The sequence below is a fragment of the Lentzea chajnantorensis genome, assembly GCF_054300775.1.
Genome location: NZ_JBSDZT010000002.1, coordinates 2,301,759 through 2,322,426 on the forward strand (window position 1 = coordinate 2,301,759; position 20,668 = coordinate 2,322,426).

Annotated in this window: 21 protein-coding genes and 1 pseudogene; 14 read left to right on the forward strand and 8 right to left on the reverse strand. The window is 67.1% G+C overall.

Annotated features, from left to right (window positions below):
* From atpA to ACVDFE_RS12180, 6 genes are all read left to right on the forward strand, one after another.
* A complete protein-coding gene (gene atpA, locus ACVDFE_RS12155; RefSeq protein ID WP_360395541.1) occupies positions 1-1,647 on the forward strand; it encodes a F0F1 ATP synthase subunit alpha in 1,647 nt (548 codons plus the stop codon).
* 8 nt (positions 1,648-1,655) lie between these two features.
* Positions 1,656-2,570 (forward strand): F0F1 ATP synthase subunit gamma, encoded by a 915-nt coding sequence (locus ACVDFE_RS12160; protein ID WP_360395542.1) that lies wholly within the window; start codon positions 1,656-1,658, stop codon positions 2,568-2,570.
* Positions 2,563-3,999 carry a F0F1 ATP synthase subunit beta gene (gene atpD, locus ACVDFE_RS12165; RefSeq protein ID WP_090095970.1) on the forward strand — a complete coding sequence of 479 codons (1,437 nt, stop codon included), beginning with the start codon at positions 2,563-2,565 and terminating at the stop codon, positions 3,997-3,999. Before ACVDFE_RS12160 ends, atpD begins: the two co-directional genes overlap by 8 nt.
* A 165-nt stretch (positions 4,000-4,164) precedes the next feature.
* Positions 4,165-5,331, forward strand: a complete 1,167-nt coding sequence (locus ACVDFE_RS12170; protein ID WP_458430490.1) for an MFS transporter — start codon at positions 4,165-4,167, stop codon at positions 5,329-5,331.
* Positions 5,332-5,530: 199 nt separating this feature from the next.
* Positions 5,531-5,896 carry a F0F1 ATP synthase subunit epsilon gene (locus ACVDFE_RS12175; RefSeq protein WP_360395547.1) on the forward strand — a complete coding sequence of 122 codons (366 nt, stop codon included), beginning with the start codon at positions 5,531-5,533 and terminating at the stop codon, positions 5,894-5,896.
* A 61-nt stretch (positions 5,897-5,957) separates the two neighbouring features.
* Complete coding sequence (locus tag ACVDFE_RS12180; protein WP_458430491.1) at positions 5,958-6,350, forward strand: DUF2550 domain-containing protein; 393 nt, start codon at positions 5,958-5,960, stop codon at positions 6,348-6,350.
* Positions 6,351-6,405: 55 nt separating this feature from the next.
* Here ACVDFE_RS12180 and ACVDFE_RS12185 read toward each other — a convergent pair whose 3' ends face one another.
* Positions 6,406-6,978, reverse strand: coding sequence for a cob(I)yrinic acid a,c-diamide adenosyltransferase (locus tag ACVDFE_RS12185; protein WP_458430492.1), 573 nt, complete (start codon positions 6,976-6,978; stop codon positions 6,406-6,408).
* Positions 6,979-7,013: 35 nt separating this feature from the next.
* On the opposite strand from ACVDFE_RS12185, the gene murA reads away from it, so the two are divergent.
* Complete coding sequence (gene murA / locus ACVDFE_RS12190; protein WP_360395552.1) at positions 7,014-8,279, forward strand: UDP-N-acetylglucosamine 1-carboxyvinyltransferase; 1,266 nt, start codon at positions 7,014-7,016, stop codon at positions 8,277-8,279.
* Positions 8,280-8,286: 7 nt separating this feature from the next.
* On the opposite strand, the gene ACVDFE_RS12195 is transcribed toward murA, so the two are convergent.
* A complete protein-coding gene (locus tag ACVDFE_RS12195; RefSeq protein WP_360395553.1) occupies positions 8,287-8,574 on the reverse strand; it encodes a hypothetical protein in 288 nt (95 codons plus the stop codon).
* Positions 8,575-8,676: 102 nt separating this feature from the next.
* Between ACVDFE_RS12195 and ACVDFE_RS12200 the strand changes: the two genes are divergently transcribed.
* The gene (locus ACVDFE_RS12200) at positions 8,677-10,671 is read left to right on the forward strand and encodes a protein meaA (RefSeq protein ID WP_360395555.1); all 1,995 of its coding nucleotides are present in this window, start codon (positions 8,677-8,679) and stop codon (positions 10,669-10,671) included.
* Between the two features lie 17 nt (positions 10,672-10,688).
* On the forward strand, positions 10,689-11,447 hold the full coding sequence (locus ACVDFE_RS12205) for an enoyl-CoA hydratase-related protein (RefSeq protein WP_360395557.1): 759 nt from the start codon (positions 10,689-10,691) through the stop codon (positions 11,445-11,447).
* An 18-nt stretch (positions 11,448-11,465) separates the two neighbouring features.
* Here the strand turns inward: ACVDFE_RS12205 and ACVDFE_RS12210 are convergent.
* The 3 genes and pseudogenes from ACVDFE_RS12210 to ACVDFE_RS12220 all read right to left on the reverse strand — a co-directional run.
* A protein-coding gene (locus tag ACVDFE_RS12210; RefSeq protein WP_458430493.1) for an IS5 family transposase occupies positions 11,466-12,343 on the reverse strand; the annotation gives its coding sequence in 2 pieces (ribosomal slippage) (positions 11,466-11,954 and positions 11,957-12,343; 876 coding nt in all).
* The gene (locus ACVDFE_RS12215) at positions 12,327-12,800 is read right to left on the reverse strand and encodes an MmyB family transcriptional regulator (protein ID WP_458434320.1); all 474 of its coding nucleotides are present in this window, start codon (positions 12,798-12,800) and stop codon (positions 12,327-12,329) included. The genes ACVDFE_RS12210 and ACVDFE_RS12215 overlap by 17 nt, the downstream gene beginning before the upstream one ends.
* Positions 12,801-12,982: 182 nt before the next feature.
* Positions 12,983-13,345, reverse strand: a pseudogene (locus tag ACVDFE_RS12220) (helix-turn-helix domain-containing protein); the annotation flags it as partial.
* On the opposite strand from ACVDFE_RS12220, the gene ACVDFE_RS12225 reads away from it, so the two are divergent.
* The gene (locus ACVDFE_RS12225) at positions 13,265-13,963 is read left to right on the forward strand and encodes an SDR family oxidoreductase (RefSeq protein ID WP_458430494.1); all 699 of its coding nucleotides are present in this window, start codon (positions 13,265-13,267) and stop codon (positions 13,961-13,963) included. The pseudogene ACVDFE_RS12220 and the gene ACVDFE_RS12225 sit on opposite strands and share 81 nt — an antisense overlap.
* Here the strand turns inward: ACVDFE_RS12225 and ACVDFE_RS12230 are convergent.
* Positions 13,960-14,367: a hypothetical protein gene (locus tag ACVDFE_RS12230; protein ID WP_360395563.1), complete on the reverse strand. Its 408-nt coding sequence runs from the start codon at positions 14,365-14,367 to the stop codon at positions 13,960-13,962. The two genes, ACVDFE_RS12225 and ACVDFE_RS12230, sit on opposite strands and share 4 nt — an antisense overlap.
* Positions 14,364-14,954, reverse strand: a complete 591-nt coding sequence (locus tag ACVDFE_RS12235; protein ID WP_458430495.1) for a DJ-1/PfpI family protein — start codon at positions 14,952-14,954, stop codon at positions 14,364-14,366. The genes ACVDFE_RS12230 and ACVDFE_RS12235 overlap by 4 nt, the downstream gene beginning before the upstream one ends.
* Positions 14,955-15,064: 110 nt before the next feature.
* Between ACVDFE_RS12235 and ACVDFE_RS12240 the strand changes: the two genes are divergently transcribed.
* Positions 15,065-15,982, forward strand: coding sequence for a GlxA family transcriptional regulator (locus ACVDFE_RS12240; RefSeq protein ID WP_458430496.1), 918 nt, complete (start codon positions 15,065-15,067; stop codon positions 15,980-15,982).
* Here ACVDFE_RS12240 and ACVDFE_RS12245 read toward each other — a convergent pair.
* Positions 15,973-16,467, reverse strand: coding sequence for an NUDIX hydrolase (locus tag ACVDFE_RS12245; protein WP_360395569.1), 495 nt, complete (start codon positions 16,465-16,467; stop codon positions 15,973-15,975). The two genes, ACVDFE_RS12240 and ACVDFE_RS12245, sit on opposite strands and share 10 nt — an antisense overlap.
* Positions 16,468-16,744: 277 nt before the next feature.
* On the opposite strand from ACVDFE_RS12245, the gene ACVDFE_RS12250 reads away from it, so the two are divergent.
* The 3 genes from ACVDFE_RS12250 to nucS all read left to right on the forward strand — a co-directional run bounded on the left by ACVDFE_RS12250 (position 16,745) and on the right by nucS (position 20,509).
* Positions 16,745-18,502, forward strand: a complete 1,758-nt coding sequence (locus ACVDFE_RS12250) for a DUF262 domain-containing protein (RefSeq protein WP_458430497.1) — start codon at positions 16,745-16,747, stop codon at positions 18,500-18,502.
* A complete protein-coding gene (locus ACVDFE_RS12255) occupies positions 18,489-19,748 on the forward strand; it encodes a type II toxin-antitoxin system HipA family toxin (protein WP_458430498.1) in 1,260 nt (419 codons plus the stop codon). Before ACVDFE_RS12250 ends, ACVDFE_RS12255 begins: the two co-directional genes overlap by 14 nt.
* 101 nt (positions 19,749-19,849) lie before the next feature.
* Positions 19,850-20,509 carry an endonuclease NucS gene (gene nucS / locus ACVDFE_RS12260; protein WP_458430499.1) on the forward strand — a complete coding sequence of 220 codons (660 nt, stop codon included), beginning with the start codon at positions 19,850-19,852 and terminating at the stop codon, positions 20,507-20,509.
* Positions 20,510-20,668 lie beyond the last annotated feature (159 nt).

Genomic DNA, 20,668 nt, shown 5'->3' on the forward strand with positions numbered 1-20,668 from the left:
ATGGCGGAGCTGACGATCTCGTCGGACGAGATCCGCAGTGCGATCGAGAAGTACGTCTCGAGCTACTCCCCGGAGGTCAGCCGGGAAGAGGTTGGTGTCGTCTCCGAGACCTACGACGGCATCGCCATCGTCGAGGGCCTTCCGGGCACGATGACCAACGAGCTGCTCGAGTTCCCCGGCGGCGTCCTCGGCGTCGCACTGAACCTCGAGGTCCGCAACATCGGTGCGGTCATCCTCGGTGACTTCGACAAGATCGAAGAGGGCCAGGAGGTCCGCCGGACGGGCAAGGTCCTGTCCGTGCCGGTCGGCGACGGCTTCCTCGGTCGCGTCGTCAACCCGCTGGGCCAGCCGATCGACGGCCTCGGTGACATCGTCGCCGACGACACCCGCGCCCTGGAGCTGCAGGCGGCCTCCGTGCTGGAGCGCCAGCCGGTGTCCGAGCCGATGCAGACCGGCATCAAGGCCATCGACGCGATGACCCCGATCGGCCGCGGCCAGCGCCAGCTGATCATCGGTGACCGCAAGACCGGCAAGACCGCGGTCTGCATCGACACGATCATCAACCAGAAGAAGGCCTGGGAGTCGGGCGACCCCAAGCAGCAGGTCCGCTGCGTGTACGTCGCCATCGGCCAGAAGGGCTCCACCATCGCGGGCGTCAAGACCGCGCTGGAGGAGGCGGGCGCACTCGAGTACACGACGATCGTCGCCGCCCCCGCTTCTGACTCGGCCGGCTTCAAGTGGCTGGCGCCGTACACCGGTTCCTCCATCGGCCAGCACTGGATGTACCAGGGCAAGCACGTCCTGATCATCTTCGACGACCTGACCAAGCAGGCCGAGGCGTACCGCGCCATCTCGCTGCTGCTGCGCCGCCCGCCGGGCCGCGAGGCCTACCCCGGCGACGTCTTCTACTTGCACTCGCGCCTCCTCGAGCGTTGCGCGAAGCTCTCGGACGAGCTCGGTGGCGGCTCGATGACGGGTCTCCCGATCATCGAGACCAAGGCGAACGACGTGTCGGCGTACATCCCGACCAACGTCATCTCGATCACCGACGGTCAGTGCTTCCTCGAGTCCGACCTGTTCAACGCCGGTGTCCGCCCGGCCGTCAACGTGGGTATCTCCGTCTCCCGCGTCGGTGGTGCCGCGCAGATCAAGGCGATGAAGGACGTCGCGGGCTCGCTGCGCCTCGACCTGTCGCAGTTCCGCGAGCTGGAGGCCTTCTCCGCGTTCGCGTCCGACCTCGACGCCGCGTCGCGCGCCCAGCTGGACCGCGGTGCCCGTCTGGTCGAGCTGCTCAAGCAGGGCCAGTACTCCCCGGTCCCCGTCGAGGAGCAGGTCGTCGAGATCTTCGCCGCGACCAAGGGCCACCTGGACGACGTGCCCGTCGCCGACATCCGCCGCTTCGTCGCGGACTTCAAGGACTCGCTGCGCCGCAACCACGCGGACCTGCTCAGCAGCATCATCGAGACCAAGAAGTTCCCCGAGGACTCGCAGAAGCGCGTTGCCGACGCCGTGGCGGAGTTCAAGAAGCAGTTCACCGCTTCCGACGGCACGACCATCGTCAACGAGGCGCCCGAGAAGGCCATGGACGCCGACAAGGTCGCGCAGGAGTCGGTGAAGGTCAACAAGCCCGAGCCGACCAAGAAGTGATCTGAGCCATGGGCGCACAGATTCGGGAGCTCCGCCAGCGGATCCGAACGGTCAACTCGACCAAGAAGATCACGAAGGCCTACGAGCTGATCGCCACGTCTCGCCTCGCCAAGGCGCAGACCAGGGTCGCGGCCTCGCGCCCCTACGCGGACGAGATCACGAACGTGCTCTCCGCGTTGGCCGAGGCCTCGGCGAACCTCGACCACCCGCTGCTGACGGAACGCAAGAACCCGAAGCGCGCTGCCGTCCTCGTCGTCACCAGCGACAAGGGCATGTGCGGTGGCTACAACGCCAACGTGCTGAAGGCCGCTGAGCAGCTGATCGAGCTGCTCAAGTCCGAGGGCAAGGAGCCGGTGCTGTACGCGACCGGCCGCAAGGCGATCGGGTACTACAACTTCCGCCGCCGCGAGGTCACCGCCTCGTGGAGCGGGTTCTCCCAGACTCCGCACTACGTCAACGCCGTCGAGGCGGGCAACGCGCTGGTGGAGGCGTTCCTGGAGGGCACGGAGAACGGTGCGCAGGGCGTGGACGAGATTCACGTCGTGTACACCGAGTTCAAGTCCATGCTGAGCCAGACGCCCACCGCCAGGCGGATCGCGCCGATGGACGTCGAGTACACCGGCGAGACCCCCAAGGGGCCGCGTGCGGTGTACGACTTCGAGCCCAGTGCGGAAGCGCTGCTCGGTGCGATGCTGCCCAAGTACGTGAAGACCCGGCTGTTCTCCGCCTTGCTGGAAGCGGCGGCATCGGAGTCTGCGGCACGCCGCACGGCCATGAAGGCCGCGACGGACAACGCGACGGAGCTCGTCCGGAACCTCAGCCGGGCGGCGAACTCGGCCCGTCAGGCCCAGATCACCCAGGAGATCAGCGAGATCGTCGGTGGCGCCTCCGCGCTTACCGGTGGCGCAGGAAGTGATGACTGACATGAGTGTTACTGCCACCACCACCCGCACCGGCCGTGTGGTCCGGGTGATCGGTGCGGTCGTCGACGTGGAGTTCCCGCGCGACGCCGTGCCCGAGCTGTTCAACGCCTGCCACGCCGAGATCACCTTCGAGGCGGTCGCCAAGACGCTGACCCTCGAGGTTGCGCAGCACCTCGGCGACAACCTGGTCCGCTGCATCTCGATGCAGCCGACCGACGGTCTCGTCCGCGGTACGACCGTGACCGACACCGGTGCCGCGATCTCGGTGCCCGTCGGCGACGTCGTCAAGGGCCACGTCTTCAACGCCCTCGGTGACTGCCTCGACCAGCCCGGCCTCGGCCGCGACGGCGAGCAGTGGGGCATCCACCGCAAGGCGCCCGCCTTCGACCAGCTCGAGGGCAAGACCGAGATCCTCGAGACCGGCATCAAGGTCATCGACCTGCTCACCCCGTACGTCAAGGGTGGCAAGATCGGCCTGTTCGGCGGCGCGGGTGTCGGCAAGACCGTGCTCATCCAGGAGATGATCACGCGTATCGCGCGTGAGTTCTCCGGCACGTCGGTGTTCGCCGGCGTCGGTGAGCGCACCCGTGAGGGCACCGACCTCCTCCTCGAGATGGAGGAGATGGGCGTTCTCGGCGACACCGCCCTGGTGTTCGGTCAGATGGACGAGCCGCCCGGCACGCGCATGCGCGTCGCGCTGTCCGCTCTCACGATGGCGGAGTACTTCCGCGACGTGCAGAACCAGGACGTGCTGCTCTTCATCGACAACATCTTCCGCTTCACCCAGGCCGGTTCCGAGGTGTCGACCCTGCTGGGCCGCATGCCTTCCGCCGTGGGTTACCAGCCGACGCTGGCCGACGAGATGGGTGAGCTCCAGGAGCGCATCACCTCGACGCGCGGTAAGTCGATCACCTCGCTGCAGGCCATCTACGTGCCCGCGGACGACTACACCGACCCCGCCCCGGCGACCACCTTCGCCCACCTGGACGCGACGACGGAGCTTTCCCGTCCGATCTCCCAGAAGGGCATCTACCCGGCCGTCGACCCGCTGTCGTCGTCGTCTCGAATCCTCGAGCCGTCGATCGTCGGCGAGGAGCACTACCGGGTCGCCCAGGAGGTGAAGCGAATCCTGCAGAAGTACAAGGAGCTGCAGGACATCATCGCCATCCTCGGCATGGACGAGCTCTCCGAGGAGGACAAGGTCCTCGTCGGTCGCGCGCGTCGTCTCGAGCGCTTCCTCGGCCAGAACTTCATCGTGGCCGAGAAGTTCACCGGTCAGCCCGGCTCCTTCGTGCCGATCAAGGACACGATCGAGGCGTTCGACCGCGTGTGCAAGGGCGAGTTCGACCACTACCCGGAGCAGGCGTTCTTCTCCTGTGGCGGGTTGGACGACGTTGAGGCCAACGCGAAGAAGCTCGCCGGCAACTGAGGCAGGCTGACGTGACGAAGGGCCGTTCCTCCTTTGTGGAGGGACGGCCCTTCGCCTTTTCGGACGACATGACATTTCCGTTCACCGGAAACAGCTCTCCCGCCTGCGGGTCCCGGGCCGCACGATGCTCGGCATCACCAGGGCCCCTCAGCGAGGAGAGAGCGCGTGAACAAATGGGTGTTGCCGTTGTGCTGGACGGCGGTCCTGCTCGACGGCTTTGACCTCGTCGTGCTCGGCACGGTGATCCCGACCCTGTTGCAGGAGCAGGTGCTCACGACGGCGTCGGCCAGTGCGGTGTCCACGGCCGGTCTCGTCGGGATGATGTTCGGCGCGCTCGTCATCGGGACCGTCACCGACGTCATCGGGCGGCGGAAGGTGATGATCTACGCCGTCGCCGGGTTCTCCGTGTTCACCCTGGCCTGCGCGCTGGCGCAGGACGCCACCACGTTCGGCGTCTTCCGCTTCCTCGCCGGGCTGGGGCTCGGCGGGTGTCTGCCCACGGCCATCGCGCTGGTGAACGAGGCACGGCCGCAGCAGGGCGGACGGGCCACCACGCTCATCATGACCGGGTACCACGTGGGTGCGGTCATCACGGCGTTGCTGGGCATCCTGCTCATCCCGCGGCTCGGGTGGCAGGCGCTGTTCGTCGCCGGTGCGGTGCCGGCGCTGGTGCTGATCCCGCTGATGCTCCGGTACCTGCCGGAGACGGTGGTGCGGAAGGCTCCGGCCGGTGAGGCGGTCGGGTCGTTGTTCAAGCCGGGGTTGCGCAAGGCGACCGTGGCGTTCTGGGTGGCGTCGTTCATGGGGCTGCTGCTGGTCTACGGGCTGAACACGTGGCTGCCGCAGATCATGCGCAGTGCGGGCTACGAGCTGGGGACCGCGCTCGCGTTGCTGCTGACGCTCAACATCGGTGCGGTGGTGGGACTTCTGATCGCGGGCGCGGTCGCGGACAGGGTCGGTGTCCGGCCGGCGGCGATCGGCTGGTTCGCCGGGGCCGTGGTGTTCCTGGCGTTGCTGAGCATCAGGTTGCCGGGGATCGGCGTGTACGTGGCCGTGTTGCTGGCCGGGTGCTTCGTGTTCAGCGCGCAGGTGCTCGTGTACGCCTACGCGGGGCGGGTCTACGAGGAGAACCGGGCCACCGGCATCGGGTGGGCCGCGGGCATCGGGCGGCTCGGGGCGATCAGCGGGCCGCTGCTCGGTGGGGCGCTGCTGACGGCCGGTCTGGCGCACCCGTGGGGGTTCTACGTGTTCGCCGTGGTCGCGGCGCTGGGGGCGGCCGGGGTGGCCGCCGTCGGGGTGCGGGCGGAAGCGGTCGTGCCCGGCGTGCGGTGATGCCGGCGCGGATCTCGCCGCCGGTGCCGCGGTGGTGCGGGTGCTGGATTCCGTGCAGGCACAACAACTCGCGCTCGCACCGGGTGGCACCTGTGCGGCTCTGCGGCGGTCCTCGGACCCCGCTACACCGGGCGGCCCGGCGAGGCTGTCAGGCGACCGTTTAGACTCAGTTCGACTCCAGACGACGAGGGAGATGCGCGTGGCCGAGATGACCGTTGAACTGGTCGCCGTTGAACGCCGCCTGTGGTCCGGTACGGCCACTTCCGTTTCGGCGCAGACGACCGAGGGCGAGATCGGCATCCTGCCCGGTCACGAGCCCGTTCTCGGTCAGCTGGTCGAGGGTGGTGTGGTGCGGATCCGCACGACGGACGGTGCACTGGTCACCGCCGCCGTGCACGGGGGCTTCCTGTCCGTGACCGGCACCGGCGTGTCGATCCTCGCCGAGGACGCCGAGCTCGCGGGCGAGATCGACGTGAACGCGGCGCGGTCGGCGCTGCAGGACGCGGACGATGCCGAGCGCGCACGTGCGGCAGCGCGCGTGCGGGCCGTGGAACAGTCGGCCTGAGACCGGGCGCGAGGGCTCAGTCGTGGGGATCACCGAGATTGCCGGGTTGATCCTTCTCGGGGTGGCCGTCGTCATCGTGTGCCTCGCGTGGCGCCGGGTCCGGCTGCTGCGCGAGGGCGGTGTGCACGTCGCCCTGCGCAGCCGGTTCGACGACCGTGGCCGGGGCTGGCACCTGGGAGTGGGGCACTACCGGGGCGACAAGTTCGCCTGGTTCCGGGTGCTCTCGCTCGGGTCAGGCCCCGACCAGATGATCTCCAGAGACGGCCTCGAGATCGAGGCGCGGCGGGAGCCCACGGGCCCCGAGGCGTACGCGATGCCGGTGGGGGCGACGGTGCTGCGGTGCCGGTCCGCCGCCGGTGAGGTCGAGATCGCGATGGGCCCGGACGCGCTGACAGGATTCCTGTCCTGGTTGGAGTCAGCGCCTCCGGGCCGGTCCATTCCCTGGGCCAGTTGACGAACGTGAGAAGGGCGCCTCCCGCAACGGGAGGCGCCCTTCTCGTGTTTCTCGATCAGGCGTTGCCGCCGGGCTGCCAGAGCACGTCACCGTCCGGGTTCGCCACCCGCGCCAGGATGAACAGCAGGTCCGACAGCCGGTTCAGGTACTTCGCCGTCAGCACGTTGGTCTGCTCCCGCTCGGCCTCGACCAGCGCCCACGCCCGGCGTTCCGCGCGACGGGCGATGGTGCGCGCCTGGTGCAGCAGGGCCGCGCCGGGGGTGCCGCCGTTGAGGATGAACGAGTCGAGCTTGCCCAGGTTCTCGTTGAACGTGTCGCAGTAGCCCTCCAGGCGGTCCACGTACGCCTGGGTGACCCGCAGCGGCGGGTACTGCGGGTCAGGCACGATCGGCGTGCACAGGTCCGCTCCGACGTCGAAGAGGTCGTTCTGCACCTTGCGCACGACCTCGTGCACGTCGGGGGCCAGCTGACCCAGCGCCAGGGCCACGCCGAGGGCCGCGTTCGTCTCGTCCACGTCGGCGTAGGCCTCGATGCGGGGGGAGGTCTTGGGAACGCGCGAGAAGTCGCCGAGACCGGTCGTGCCGTCGTCGCCCACGCGCGTGTAGATCTTGGTGAGATGCACCGCCATAACGGGCACTGTAAGGCCGTACGTAGGATTGCCGCGTGAGCGAGCATTTCCGGGTACACGGCGGCGCGCGTCTGGTCGGCGAGGTCGAGGTCGTCGGCGCCAAGAACAGCGTCCTGAAGCTGATGGCGGCTGCCCTGCTGGCCGAGGGGACCACAACCCTCACCAACTGCCCGGACATCCTGGACGTACCGCTGATGGCGGACGCGCTGCGCAGCCTCGGGTGCGAGGTCGAGCTCGAAGGTGACGTGGCGAGGATCACCACGCCGTCCGAGCTCAGCTACCACGCCGACTCCGAGGCGATGGGAAAGCTGCGCGCCAGCATCTGCGTGCTCGGGCCGCTCGTCGGCCGGTGCAAGCGCGCCGTCGTGGCGCTGCCGGGCGGGGACGCGATCGGGTCGCGGCCGCTCGACATGCACCAGAGCGGGCTGGAGAAGCTCGGCGCCACGACGTGGATCGAGCACGGCTGCATCGTCGCCGAGGCCGAGGGGCTGCACGGCGCGCAGATCTGGCTCGACTTCCCCAGCATGGGGGCCACCGAGAACATCCTGATGGCGGCGGTGCTCGCGAACGGCACCACGGTCATCGACAACGCCGCGCGCGAGCCGGAGATCGTCGACCTCTGCCTGATGCTCACGCAGATGGGCGCGAAGATCGAGGGCGCCGGCACGTCCACGCTGACCGTGCACGGGGTGTCCGAGCTCAAGCCGACCGAGCACCGCGTCATCGGCGACCGGATCGTCGGTGCCACGTGGGGGTTCGCCGCCGCCATGACGCGCGGTGACGTGCGGGTGCGCGGCGTGAACCCGCACCACCTGGACCTGGTGCTGGAGAAGCTGCGGATGGCGGGCGCCGAGGTGACCGTCTACGAGGGCGAGGACGAGGGCTTCCGGGTGGTCATGGAGGGGCGGCCGAAGGCGGTCGACTTCGTGACGCTGCCCTACCCCGGCTTCGCCACGGACAACCAGCCGTTCGCCATCGCGTTGTCGGCGGTGTCCGAGGGCACGTCGATGATCACGGAGAACCTGTTCGAGGCGCGGTTCCGGTTCATCGACGAGATGATCCGGCTCGGCGCCGACGCGCGCACCGACGGGCACCACGCGGTCATCCGCGGGGTCGAGAAGCTGTCCAGCGCGCCGGTGTGGGCCTCCGACATCCGGGCCGGTGCGGGGCTGGTGCTGGCCGGTCTGTGCGCGGACGGCGCCACCGAGGTCTACGAGATCTTCCACATCGAGCGCGGCTACCCCGGGTTCGTGGAGAACCTGCGCAAGCTCGGCGCCGACGTGGAGCGGGTCAGCGGCTGACCGCCGGTCACGACTTCAGGACGAGCCGCGCGTTCGCGACGTCCGCGGGCCACACCATGACCCGGTAGGGCGCGTTCCGCGAGCGCGTGGCCTTCACGCCGTTGCGCCGGAGCTTCTGCACGAGCACCTTCGCGGCCTCCTCGGTGGGCACGACGGCGACCTCGCTGAGCAACCCGAAGTCGGTGCCGTCCAGGTCCGGCACCGGCCGCCTGTCGTTGCCCACGAAGTAGCGCAGCAGCACCGCGAGCAGGCCGAGCGCCGCGAAGACGACCACGGTCTGGTAGATCCCCGTCACCCCTCCATCATGCTCTTTTTGGTCACGATTCAGTGAGCAAGCGCACGCGCAGCTCTGGTTACCGGCCAGTACGCTCCGGACAACGACGTTGTGGGAGGTGCTGTGCCGTACCCAGCTGACCGTGAACGCGACCGCCCCTGGGTGATGCGCACGTACGCGGGTCACTCCTCGGCCGCGGCGTCCAACGCCCTCTACCGGCGGAACCTCGCGAAGGGGCAGACCGGCCTGTCGGTCGCGTTCGACCTGCCCACGCAGACCGGCTACGACCCCGACGACGAGCTCGCGAAGGGCGAGGTCGGCAAGGTCGGCGTGCCCGTCAGCCACATCGGCGACATGCGGCAGCTCTTCGACCAGATCCCGCTCGGCGGCGCCAACACGTCGATGACGATCAACGCGACGGCCATGTGGCTGCTCGCGCTCTACGTCACCGTGGCCGAGGAGCAGGGCGCGGACCCGGCCGCGCTGGCCGGCACGACGCAGAACGACATCATCAAGGAGTACCTGTCCCGCGGCACGTACGTGTTCCCGCCGGGACCGTCGCTGCGGCTGATCACCGACATGGTCGCGTGGACCGTCTCCAACGTGCCCAGGTGGAACCCGATCAACATCTGCAGCTACCACCTCCAGGAGGTCGGCGCGACGCCGGCGCAGGAGGTCGCGTACGCGATGTGCACGGCGATCGCGGTCCTCGACTCCGTGCGCGACTCCGGTCAGGTGCCGCAGGAGAAGTTCGGTGACGTCGTCGCCCGCATCTCCTTCTTCGTGAACGCCGGTGTGCGGTTCATCGAGGAGATGTGCAAGATGCGCGCGTTCGCCCAGCTCTGGGACGAGATCACGCTGGAGCGCTACGGCGTGCAGAACCCCAAGCACCGCCGGTTCCGCTACGGCGTGCAGGTCAACTCGCTCGGGCTCACCGAGGCGCAGCCGGAGAACAACGTCCAGCGCATCGTGCTGGAGATGCTCGCGGTGTCGTTGTCCCGCAACGCCCGCGCCCGCGCGATCCAGCTGCCGGCGTGGAACGAGGCCTTGGGCCTGCCGCGGCCGTGGGACCAGCAGTGGGCGTTGCGCATGCAGCAGGTCCTCGCCTACGAGACGGACCTGCTGGAGTACGAGGACATCTTCGACGGCTCGCCCGTCATCGAGGCGAAGGTGGACGAGATCCTCGCCGGTGCGCGCGAGGAGATCGACCGCGTGCAGGCGATGGGCGGTGCCGTCGCGGCCGTCGAGTCCGGCTACATGAAGTCGCAGCTCGTGTCGTCGCTCGCCGACCGGCGCCGGCGCGTCGAGTCCGGCGAGGAGGTCGTCGTCGGCGTCAACAGGTTCGACACGACCGAGCCGTCGCCGCTTCAGGCCGAGGGCGCGAACGCCATCGAGACCATCGACCCGGTCGTCGAGATGCACGCCGTCGAGGCGGTCCGGCAGTGGCGTGCTTCCCGTGACAACACCGCGGTCGAGGCGGCGCTGGACGCGTTGCGCGAAGCGGCGAAGACCGACCGGAACCTCGTCGAGGTGACGCTGGCCTGTGCGCGCGCCGGGGTGACGACCGGAGAGTGGTCGCAGGCGCTGCGCGAGACGTTCGGCGAGTACCGGGCGCCCACGGGTGTCTCCGCCGCCTCCGCCTCCGGTGAGGCGGGCTCGGAGATCGCACGGGTGCGCGACCGGGTGCGGTCGACCGGCGAGGAGGTCGGCGAACGGCTGCGCATGCTGGTCGGCAAGCCGGGTCTCGACGGGCACTCCAACGGTGCCGAGCAGGTCGCCGTGCGCGCCCGCGACGTCGGCTTCGAGGTCGTCTACCAGGGCATCCGCCTGACGCCTGCGCAGATCGTGGCGGCCGCGGTGCAGGAGGACGTGCACGTCGTGGGCCTGTCGATCCTGTCCGGGTCGCACCTGGAGGTCGTGCCCGCGGTGGTCGACGGGCTGCGCGCGGCCGGTGCCGGGGACATCCCGGTGATCGTCGGCGGCATCATCCCGCCCGACGACGCGGCCAAGCTGCACGAGCGCGGCGTGGCACGGGTGTTCACGCCGAAGGACTACGAGCTGACCGAGATCATGGACGAGATCGTCACCGTGATCCGCGAGGTGCACTCGCTGGCCTAGGGCCTTAGATTCGCTGGATGGTCGACGTTGCGCGCGATGGGTCGGTAGTCCGGATCACGATGAACCGCGCGGCCAAGCGCAACGCGCTGTCCGCCGAGCACCTGACCGAGCTGCTGGAGGCGTTCCGCGAGGCCGGTGCGTCCGACGCGGCCGGGATCGTGCTGGCGGCCGAGGGGCCGGTGTTCTCGGCGGGTCACGACTTCGCGGACGTGCACGCGCGTGACGAAGAGGGCGTGCGGCTGCTGCTGGAGCTGTGCACGGTGCTGATGAAGACCATCCAGGCCGTGCCGCAGGTGGTGATCGCACGCGTGCAGGGACTGGCGACCGCGGCCGGGTGCCAGCTGGTGGCGTCGTGCGACCTCGCGGTCGCGGCGGACACGGCCGGGTTCTCGCTGCCCGGCGGCAAGGCCGGCTGGTTCTGCCACACGCCCGCGGTGCCGGTGGCGCGGTCGATCGGGCGCAAGCGGTTGATGGAGCTGGTGCTCACCGGCGACGTGGTGGACGCGGCCACCGCCGCGGAGTGGGGCCTGGTCAACCGCGCGGTGCCGGCCGACGCGCTGGACGCCGAGGTCGACGACCTGCTGGCGCGCGCGACGCGGGGCAGCCGCGCGTCGAAGGCCGTGGGCAAGCGGACCGTCTACGCGCAGCTGGACCGGCCGGAGGCCGACGCCTACGAGATCGCGCTGGCGGTCATGGCCGAGACGTCGCAGTCCCCGTCGGCCACGGAGGGGCGGGCGTCGTTCCTGGAGAAGCGGCAGCCCGTGTGGCCCGACTAGGGCCTGTCCTGCGGATCTTCACCTGAGGTGAAGGACAATGCAGGCGAGGACGATCTCGGCGCGGTGGTAGGCGGCTCGTTTCGCGAACCTGGTGGCCAAGCCGCGGAACTGCTTGAGGCGGTTGAAGCAGCGCTCGACCACGTTGCGCAGCTTGTAGATGTCGGCGTCGAAGGCCGGTGGCCTGCCACCGGCCGAGCCCTTCGCTTTGCGGCGAGCGATCTGGTCTGTGCGCTCGGGAATCGTGGCCTTGATTCGTCGTTGTCGTAACGCGGTGCGGGTGCTCGGGTGGGTGTAGGCCTTGTCGGCGATCACGCGCCCGACCCGCACCCGCTGGCCGTCGACGTCGATATCGCAGATGTCGTCGAGTAGTGGCAGCAGTTGCGGGTTGTCGCCGGCCTGACCGGGGGTGAGGATCACCGCCAAAGGCAGGCCGGTCGCGTCGACGGCCAGGTGGAGCTTGGTCGTCAGCCCTCCGCGGGAGCGTCCGAGGCATTCGCCGTCGATGGCGAGGGCCTCGATCCAGTCCGCGCAGCCCCCTTTTTCCGGGCACCCGCGGCGTGCTGGTGGGCCCGGATACTCGTGGAGTCGACGCTGACCACGAACGCGACGTTGTCCTCGAGTGTCCCGAGTGAGTCGTCTTTGACGATCACGTGCTCGAGGATCCGGTCCCATGTGCCGTCCGCGGTCCACTTGCGCAGCCGCTCATGCGCTGTCTTCCAGGGCCCGTAGCGTTCGGGCAGGTCACGCCAGGGCGCGCCGGTGCGTTCCTTCCACAGGATCGCGTTGATCACCTGCCGGTGGCTGCGCCACCGGCCACCGCGCTGCCCGCTCTGCGCGGGCAGCAACGGCGCGGTCTCCGCCCAGGCCTTGTCCGTCAGCTCACCACGTCCGACCACACACCATCATCTGCACACGATCATGAGAAAGATCCGCAGGACACGCCCTAGTCGCGAGCAGCCTCAGCGCGTCCGCGTTCGGGCCCGGTTCCGCCTGGTAGATCACGAGGAACTGGCCGGGGGCCTCGCGGACGTCGAACGAGTGGTAGGTCAGCCGGAGCGGACCGACCGCCGGGTGCACGAAGTCCTTGGCGTCCTGGGTCTTCCCGCGCACCTCGTGGTGCTCCCAGAGCTCCTCGAACACCGGGTTGCGGCGCAGCGCCGCGACCATCCGCGCCAGCCGCGCGGACTTCGGGTCCGCCGTCAGCCGCAGGTTGCCGACCGTGCTCTGCGCGACCCAGTTCCAGCGCGGGTAGAAGCTCGGGGCGGCCGGGTCGAGGAACGCCATCCTGGCCAGGTTGTCGGCGGGCGTGAACGGCTCGTACAGGGCGTCGGCCAGGGCGTTCGTCGCGAGGATGTCGAGGTAGAGCTCATCACGAACGCCGGCATGTCGTGCATGCCGCTGATGAGCTGCCGCAGCTCGGGGCTGACCTTGTCGGTCGAGTGCCCCTCGTCCGCGACGACACCGGCCAGGCGGTGCAGGTGGGAACGGGCGTCCGGGTCGAGCCGCAGCGCACGGCTCAGGGCGTCGAGGACCTGCGCCGAGGGGTTGGTCTCACGGCCCTGTTCGAGCCGGGCGTAGTAGTCGGCGCTCACCCCGGCGAGCACCGCGACCTCCTCGCGGCGCAGGCCCTTGACCTTGCGCTGGGTGTGCGAGGGCAGGCCCGCGTCCTCCGGGTTGACGCGGGCGCGATGGGCTTTCAGGAACTCACCGAGCACGTCTGCGAGGTTAGTGCGGGCCTGGAGCTGTTGCCTGGGTGTGGCACTCCTGGGGAGACGGTGTCCTGGCCGGCTCGGCTCCTCCAGCCGATCGTGGTGGCCATGAGCAAAGTTGTGGTGATCAGTGGAGCGTCCAGCGGCATCGGCGAGGCGACGGCCCGCGTCCTGGCCAAGGCCGGGCACCGGGTGTTCCTCGGTGCCCGGCGGGTCGACCGGCTGGCCGCGCTGGCCGAGGAGACCGGTGGCGGCTACCGGGAGCTGGACGTGACCTCGCGGGAGTCGTTCCAGTCCTTCGTGGACGCGGCGGTCGAGCGGTACGGGCGGGTCGACGTCCTCGTGAACAACGCGGGCGTGATGCCGTTGTCGCTCATGGACTCCCTGAAGGTCGACGAGTGGGACCGCATGGTCGACGTGAACGTCAAGGGTGTGCTGAACGGCATCGCGGCCGTGCTGCCCCGGTTCGCCGGCGGCGGTCACGTCGTGAACGTGGCCTCGATCGGCGCGCACATGGTCATGCCGACCGCCGCCGTGTACTGCGCGACGAAGCACGCGGTGTGGGCGTTGTCCGAGGGGCTGCGGCAGGAGCGCGACGACCTGCGGGTCACCGTGATCTCGCCCGGTGTCACCGAGTCCGAGCTCGCGGACACCATCACCGAGCAGTACGCGGCGGACCTGATGCAGGACTACCGGGCGGGCGCGCTGCCCCCGTCGGCGATCGGTGAGGCCATCGCCTACGCCGTCGCGCAGCCCGACTCCGTCGACGTCAACGAGATCGTGGTGCGGCCGGTGGCGTCGCGCTAGGCGCCGGTGGTGGAACCGGGGCGCAGGACCATGAGCACGGTGACGGTCGCCCACAGCAGGTTGAAGATCCCGGTGTACATGGCCAGGTGCTCGGCGTCCCCGGTCCGGAGCGCCTGTTCCTGACCGGGGATCACCTTCAGCGCCAGCACGAACGCGGCGGCGGTGGTGAGCGCGATCGACACGACCACCCAGGGGTGGCCGGTCACGCCCATCACGCCCGCCGTCGCGAACCCGAGGGCCGGCACCGAGATGCCGACCAGCGCGTAGACGCGGCAGATCCGGTGCAGCAGCGCGGCGTTGCCACTCGTGGTGACGGCCCTGGGGAACATGCTGGCGGCCACGGTGACCGGGCCGATCGCGACGATGGCCGCGAGGACGTGCAGCGAGAGGAAGAGCTTGCTCATGCCGCGCTCCACACCGTGCCGCGGCGCTCGTGGGCGAAGAGGGTCTCCAGCTCGACGGCCTTGCGCGCGCCGATCTCGCGTTCGACCAGGTAGAGGCCGAGGTCGACGCCCGAGGTGACGCCGGCGGCGGTGACCAGGTCGCCGTCGTCGACGAGGCGGGTGCGGACCGCGTGCACGCCCATCGACTCCAGCGCGTGCAGGCCGAGGTGGTTGGTCGTGGCGGTGCGGCCGGTGATCAGACCGGCCATCGCGAGCACCAGCGAACCGCCGCACACGGTGGCCACCGTCAGGCCCTCGCGGTCGAGGGCCCGCTGGAGCGGTGCTCTCAACGTCGCGGCGGCCTTGCCCAGCAACGCGAGGATCTCGTCCTCGGTGCCGGCCGCTGCACCGGGGACGACGACGAGATCGGTGTCCTCCGGGTCCAGCCGGGCGGTCGCCGCGAGGGACGGGCGCAGGCCGCTCGGCACCTCGCGCGGACCTTCCGCGGACACCAGCTCGACGTCCACCCCGCCGGCGTTCAGCGTCTCGTACGGGCCGATCGCGTCCAACGGGTCGAAACCGTCGAACAACACCACTTGCGCTTTCACTCCACCGCTCCTCACTGGTCCGTTGATCGAAACCGTAGGAGCGGGACGAGTGGCGGGGGAGTGGCTGGAATGCCATGTTCCAACGGATTCTCGCCAGCTACGGTGGGGGCATGCACGAGGTGGCCGTACTGGTGATGGACAGCGTCATCCCGTTCGACTTCGCGGTGCCGGTCGAGGCGTTCAGCCGAACCGGGCACTACCGGGTGCGGCTCTGCGGTCCGAAGAGGACGGTTCGCTCCGAGCTGTTCGAGCTGAAGGTGCCGCACGGCCTGGAGCTGCTGTCCGAAGTGGACACGATCATCCTCCCAGGGCACGCGGCGGACCTGGTGGTGCCGCACGGGGTGGTGCGGGCGGTGCGAGCGGCGGCCGCTCGCGGCACCCGGATCGCGTCGATCTGCTCCGGTGCGTTCGTGTTCGCGGCGACCGGCCTGCTGGACGGGTTGCGCGCCACCACGCACTGGCTGGCCGCCGACGAGCTGGCGGCGCGGTTCCCCGCCGTGGACGTCGACCCGGACGTGCTCTACGTCGACAACGGGCAGTTCCTGACCTCCGCGGGCGCCGCGGCCGGGCTCGACCTGTGCCTGCACCTGATCCGGCGCGACCACGGGTCCGCGGCGGCGGCCGACGCGGCACGGCTGTCCGTGATGCCGCTGGAACGCGAGGGCGGGCAGGCGCAGTTCATCGTGACGCCACCGGCGGCGCCGCGGGGTGCCGAGCTCGAACCGCTGCTGCGGTGGCTGGAGACCAACGCCGAGCCCGACCTGACCCTGGCCGGCATCGCGGACCACGCCGGGATGAGCACGCGCACGTTGAACCGGCGGTTCCGCGAGCAGACCGGCACGACACCGCTGCAGTGGCTGCACCGGGCCCGGATCCGCCGGGCGCAGCACCTGCTGGAGACGACGAGGCACCCGGTGGAGCTGATCGCGAGCCGGGTGGGCTTCGGGTCGGCCACGGCGTTCCGCGACCGCTTCAAACGGGTCGCCGGCACCTCACCGAACGCCTACCGCGCGGCCTTTCAGGGCTGAGCGTGCTCGTGCAGCAGCAGGAGCGTGTAGGCGGCGATCGACTGCGCGTCGGTGATCTCGCCCCTGGTGATCATCTTCTCGAAGTCCGCGCGGGCGAACCACGCCGAGCGCATGTCCTGCTCCTCGGGCTCGCGCTCGTGGAACCCCTCGACCAGGTCCGTTGCCAGGAACACCCGGCCGCGTTGCGACGACATGCCCGGCGCCACGTCCAGCAGCCCGAGCGCGACGAGCTTCCCGGCCCGCAGCCCGGTCTCCTCCCGCAGCTCCCGCGCGGCGAGCGCGAGCGGGTCGGTGTCGGCCCGGTCGGGGGCGGTGCCCTGCGGGAACTCCCACCGCCGCAGCCCGATCGGGTAGCGGTACTGCTCGACGAGCCGCACGCGTTCCCCGTCGAGGGGGATGACCAGCGCGAAGTCCGGCTTGTCGACCACGCCGTAGATGCCCTGCGTGCCGTCCGCACGCCGGATCGCGTCCTCGCGAACGGTCATCCACGGGTTTGCGTACACCTGACGGGTGCCGAGGCTTTCCACGGCACGGACCGTATCAACGAGCGGCTTGGTGCACCTAGAGGGCTCATCACCTGCAGTGATGTCTCGGTGGTGTCCATAGTGAGCGTTGGCGGTGCTGTGAGGTCTCGCGATCCAAGCTAAGCGAGGCTGCAAGGTATCCAGTCGCTTGACCGGCAGGTTGGGTATAGTTTGACACCTAATTCGGCGCTGGTACGGCTGCGCTTGAAGTGCTCGATTTGATGGTAGGGAGCCGGGTATGAGCGCTGGGCTTGACACTCGTCCTAAGGCGACAACCCTCGACTTGGAGGAGCTCACACAGCTGGCTTGGGCAGGTCGGATCAGGGTTCCGCATTTTCAGCGCTCGCTTCGCTGGCAACGCGGTGATGTTATCCGCCTGTTCGATAGCATCGTGCGCGGCTACCCTGTTGGCTCTTTGTTGTTGTGGCGAAGGTCGGCAAACGCGGAGAACATACAGCTTGGCGCATTGCGAATATCAGCCCCCGAGGCTCGAGAGGCGTTGTGGGTTGTCGATGGGCAGCAACGCATCATCAGTCTAGCTAATGCTCTTCATCCAGACGGTCTTGAAGATTCGCGGTTTGCTCTGGCGTATGATTTGAAGAGTCGACAATTCCTTCCTTTGCCTCAGGTGGAGGAGTCGACTGTAATACCACTTCCGGTCATCTTTGATCTAACCCGAGTCTTGCGCTGGTTTACCAAGCATCCGGAAGCTGCAGACTTCGTTGATCATGCCAATGAGATCACGCGAACGCTGAGGCAGTTCAAAATTCCAGCCTACGAGGTCGTTCAAGAGGATCCACGCGTCCTCCAGGACATCTTTGACCGCATGAACAACTACGGTAAAAGGCTTAGCCGCGCTGAGATATTTTCCGGCCTCTTCCCAGGGGATGAAGCGGCCAAAGATACCACATCTACGCTCGATCGTATTGCCCAGAACATCGATGATAACCTTGGTTTTGGGCTTATCGATAACGACACAGTGCTGCAATGCGTACTGGCAAGACGCGGGCCAGATGTGAAGCGCGAGATCCGTAATGAGTTCGGTGATGAGGAGAAAGTCGGCCTATCGCGTAGAGGGCATCAGCCAGGACGAGCTATTATCGAGTTTCCCGATGAAGATCGTGATACTGCCTATGCTCAGGGCGAGGAAGCCATGCGTCGCGCGGTACTGTTCTTGCAAAATCATGCAGGAGTTCCGCATATAAGCGTCCTACCTTACCGACATCTGCTCATTACGCTCACCAGACTATTTGCTCATTATCCCGACCCTGACTTGCGTAGTTATCAACTTCTTAATCGCTGGTTCTGGCGCGCTGCGCTGGTTGGGCCAGAGATTTTCCGTGGCAGCACCACTGGCGCCATTCGGGCGCTAAATTTCGCGGTCCGCCCAAGTGACCTAGTTGGATCGATTCAAGAACTTTTGAATCTAGTTGATCGCCCTGGCGCTCCGCTGCCAGACCTTCGGCGCTTCCGCAGTAATGAGGCAGCCACCAAAATAATCTTGTGTTCCTGGTGGAGCATGGGGCCGCGTTCCGTTATGACAGGCGAACTAGTCGAGCGTGAAGAATTGTCTCAATGTCTGCTTGACCGGCCCACCGCGCTCGATGCGGTTCACTATGTCGTCTCGCGATATTCTGTCCCGAGAGAGTATCGGCTTTGGGCTTCTGATCGTGTTTTGCTTCCGTCGTCGGAAAATGAGATTGGAACAGTTGACGCGTGGCTTACGCGTCGGCGTAGGGAAATGTCACCCGAGCTGTGGCGGCAGACGATTTCCTCGCATTGTATCGATGAATCTATGATTCGTCACCTGGCAAATGGCCAAGTCGTCAAGTTCCTTCAATCCCGGCAAGAGGCACTTCAAGATCAACTTTCTCATTTTCTTCAGCGTCAATGTGAATGGAATTTTGAAAATACACCCTCTCTTTCAGAGCTTGTGCTCGACGGTGACGACGAAGACGACTCTGATGAAGACGAGGAACTCGATGTCCTCTTCTGAAAAAAGATTCGGCGTTTGGCTGGACGACCGGCGTGTGGGCACCATTCGGCAGCAAGGGGATCGCACTCAATTTACATTGGACGAAGAATATAGAGGTGATCCAGAACGTCCTGTACTCGGTCTCGTCTTCGAGGACCGCCCAACCGCTTCGCATGCTGCTGCGGTCCGACTTGCACCATGGTTTTCAAACTTGCTTCCGGAAGGTCAATTGCGAGCATGGATTGCTCGTGAGCGAAATGTCAACCGTAAACGAGAAATGGAACTTCTGTCTCAAGTTGGTCATGATCTTCCCGGCGCAGTTCGAGTACTGGCGGAAGATGAGGTTCCCATAGTGGCATCTTTGAGAGATGAAGAGTCCTACCCGTGCGGCCCGTTCAACGGACGAAAAGGTGATCGGCTGCAATTCTCTCTTGCTGGTGTGGCAATGAAGTTCTCGATGCTCAAAAGGCAAGGCCAGCTGGTGCTTCCTGCGCATGGCAAGGGTGGGGACTGGATAGTCAAGCTTCCCGATCGAGTCTTTCGAGATGTCCCTCGAAATGAATTCGTGATGATGTCGTTGGCCAGCTCCGCTGGAATTGACGTGCCGGAAATAGAGCTAGTTCATCGCGATTCGGTGGATAAACGGGTTCCGGGTGACCTCTGGCCTGAGAGTGAAAGTTATGCTTATGCTATACGTAGATTCGATCGAGAAGAAGGCGGACATCGTCGAATTCATATTGAGGATCTTGCTCAGGTAAGGAATTTCTACCCTGAACGGAAGTACTTCGGATCCTTTGAAACTGTCGCGAACCTGATTTATCGACGCCATGACGTCAAGTCGCTGATCCAATTTGTTCGACGCTTGACTTTTTCGATCTTGATCTCTAATGGTGATGCCCATCTAAAGAACTGGTCACTCATTTATCGAAATCCTCAAGTTCCGGAGCTTGCGCCAGCCTATGACCTGGTGGCTACTGGATTTTATCCCGTCAGTGACATGCCTGAACGTCTCGCTTTGAAGTTCGGTGACACGCGCAATTTTCATCGAATTAGTTTGGGTACCTTCTCCAGGCTTCAGGAGAAGCTGGCGGTTGGCGGTGGGGTCGACCTGGCGGAACATGTAGTTGACGCGATTTCTTCAGTCCTGTCCGCTTGGCCGAAATACTCTGCTTTTTTGGATGGAAACGAGCCTCTCCAGGAGTTTATTGACCGCAGCACGCGTGCTCGTGCCAGTACGCTGATGAAAACGAAGCTATCCTCTCGATAAGTGGAATTTACCTTGTCCGGTTGTATGAGGTTTTGACGTGTAGCTTGGTCTATAGCTACCTCGCCGTGGTTGTGTCCAGCCGCACCCCGTAGCCTGTCGCGGTGCGTCTCGTCATCGCTCGCTGCAAGGCCGACTACGTCGGACGACTCACCGCTCATCTGCCGATGGCCCAGCGACTGCTGCTCATCAAGGCCGACGGCTCGGTGTCGATCCACTCCGACGACCGCGCCTACAAGCCGTTGAACTGGATGAGCCCGCCGTGCTGGCTCATCGAGGACCCGGACATCTGGACCGTGCAGAACAAGGCGGGGGAGAAGCTGATCATCACCCTCGAAGAGGTGCTGCACGACTCCAAGCACGAGCTCGGCCCGGAGCCCGGCCTGCAGAAGGACGGCGTCGAGGCCGACCTGCAGAAGCTGCTCGCCGAGCACGTCACCACCCTCGGCGAGGGCTACTCGCTGGTGCGCCGCGAGTTCCCGACCGCCATCGGCCCGGTGGACCTGATGTGCCGCGACGGCGCCGGCGCGTCCGTGGCCGTGGAGATCAAGCGCCGCGGTGACATCGACGGCGTCGAGCAGCTGACCCGGTACCTGGAGCTGCTCAACCGCGACCCGCTGCTCGCGCCCGTGCGGGGCGTGTTCGCCGCGCAGCAGATCAAGCCGCAGGCGCGGGTGCTGGCCGAGGACCGCGGCATCCGGTGCGTGGTGCTGGACTACGACGCGCTGCGCGGGATCGAACCGGACGAGTTCCGCCTGTTCTGACCGGCCCCGGACGGCGCGAACCCCGCCTCGTCAGGGTGCGGGGTTCGTTTTTGTCCGGTTCCTCCGGTCCGATCGGCTTCGGCGAGCGTTGTGGATCACCACGTGGTTTGGTGTCCACGTACGCGGGGTAAGACGTCGCGCACCTGGAGTGCTGTCCTC

Bases quoted from the DNA above. Each gene is read 5' to 3' on its own strand.
- atpA (WP_360395541.1), top strand. From the start codon at position 1: ATGGCGGAGCTGACGATCTCGTCGGACGAGATCCGCAGTGCGATCGAG.
- ACVDFE_RS12160 (WP_360395542.1), top strand. From the start codon at position 1,656: ATGGGCGCACAGATTCGGGAGCTCCGCCAGCGGATCCGAACGGTCAAC.
- atpD (WP_090095970.1), top strand. From the start codon at position 2,563: ATGACTGACATGAGTGTTACTGCCACCACCACCCGCACCGGCCGTGTG.
- ACVDFE_RS12185 (WP_458430492.1), bottom strand. From the start codon at position 6,978: ATGGCGGTGCATCTCACCAAGATCTACACGCGCGTGGGCGACGACGGC.
- ACVDFE_RS12205 (WP_360395557.1), top strand. From the start codon at position 10,689: ATGGTCGACGTTGCGCGCGATGGGTCGGTAGTCCGGATCACGATGAAC.
- ACVDFE_RS12225 (WP_458430494.1), top strand. From the start codon at position 13,265: ATGAGCAAAGTTGTGGTGATCAGTGGAGCGTCCAGCGGCATCGGCGAG.
- ACVDFE_RS12230 (WP_360395563.1), bottom strand. From the start codon at position 14,367: ATGAGCAAGCTCTTCCTCTCGCTGCACGTCCTCGCGGCCATCGTCGCG.
- ACVDFE_RS12240 (WP_458430496.1), top strand. From the start codon at position 15,065: ATGCACGAGGTGGCCGTACTGGTGATGGACAGCGTCATCCCGTTCGAC.
- ACVDFE_RS12245 (WP_360395569.1), bottom strand. From the start codon at position 16,467: ATGACCGTTCGCGAGGACGCGATCCGGCGTGCGGACGGCACGCAGGGC.
- ACVDFE_RS12250 (WP_458430497.1), top strand. From the start codon at position 16,745: ATGAGCGCTGGGCTTGACACTCGTCCTAAGGCGACAACCCTCGACTTG.
- ACVDFE_RS12255 (WP_458430498.1), top strand. From the start codon at position 18,489: ATGTCCTCTTCTGAAAAAAGATTCGGCGTTTGGCTGGACGACCGGCGT.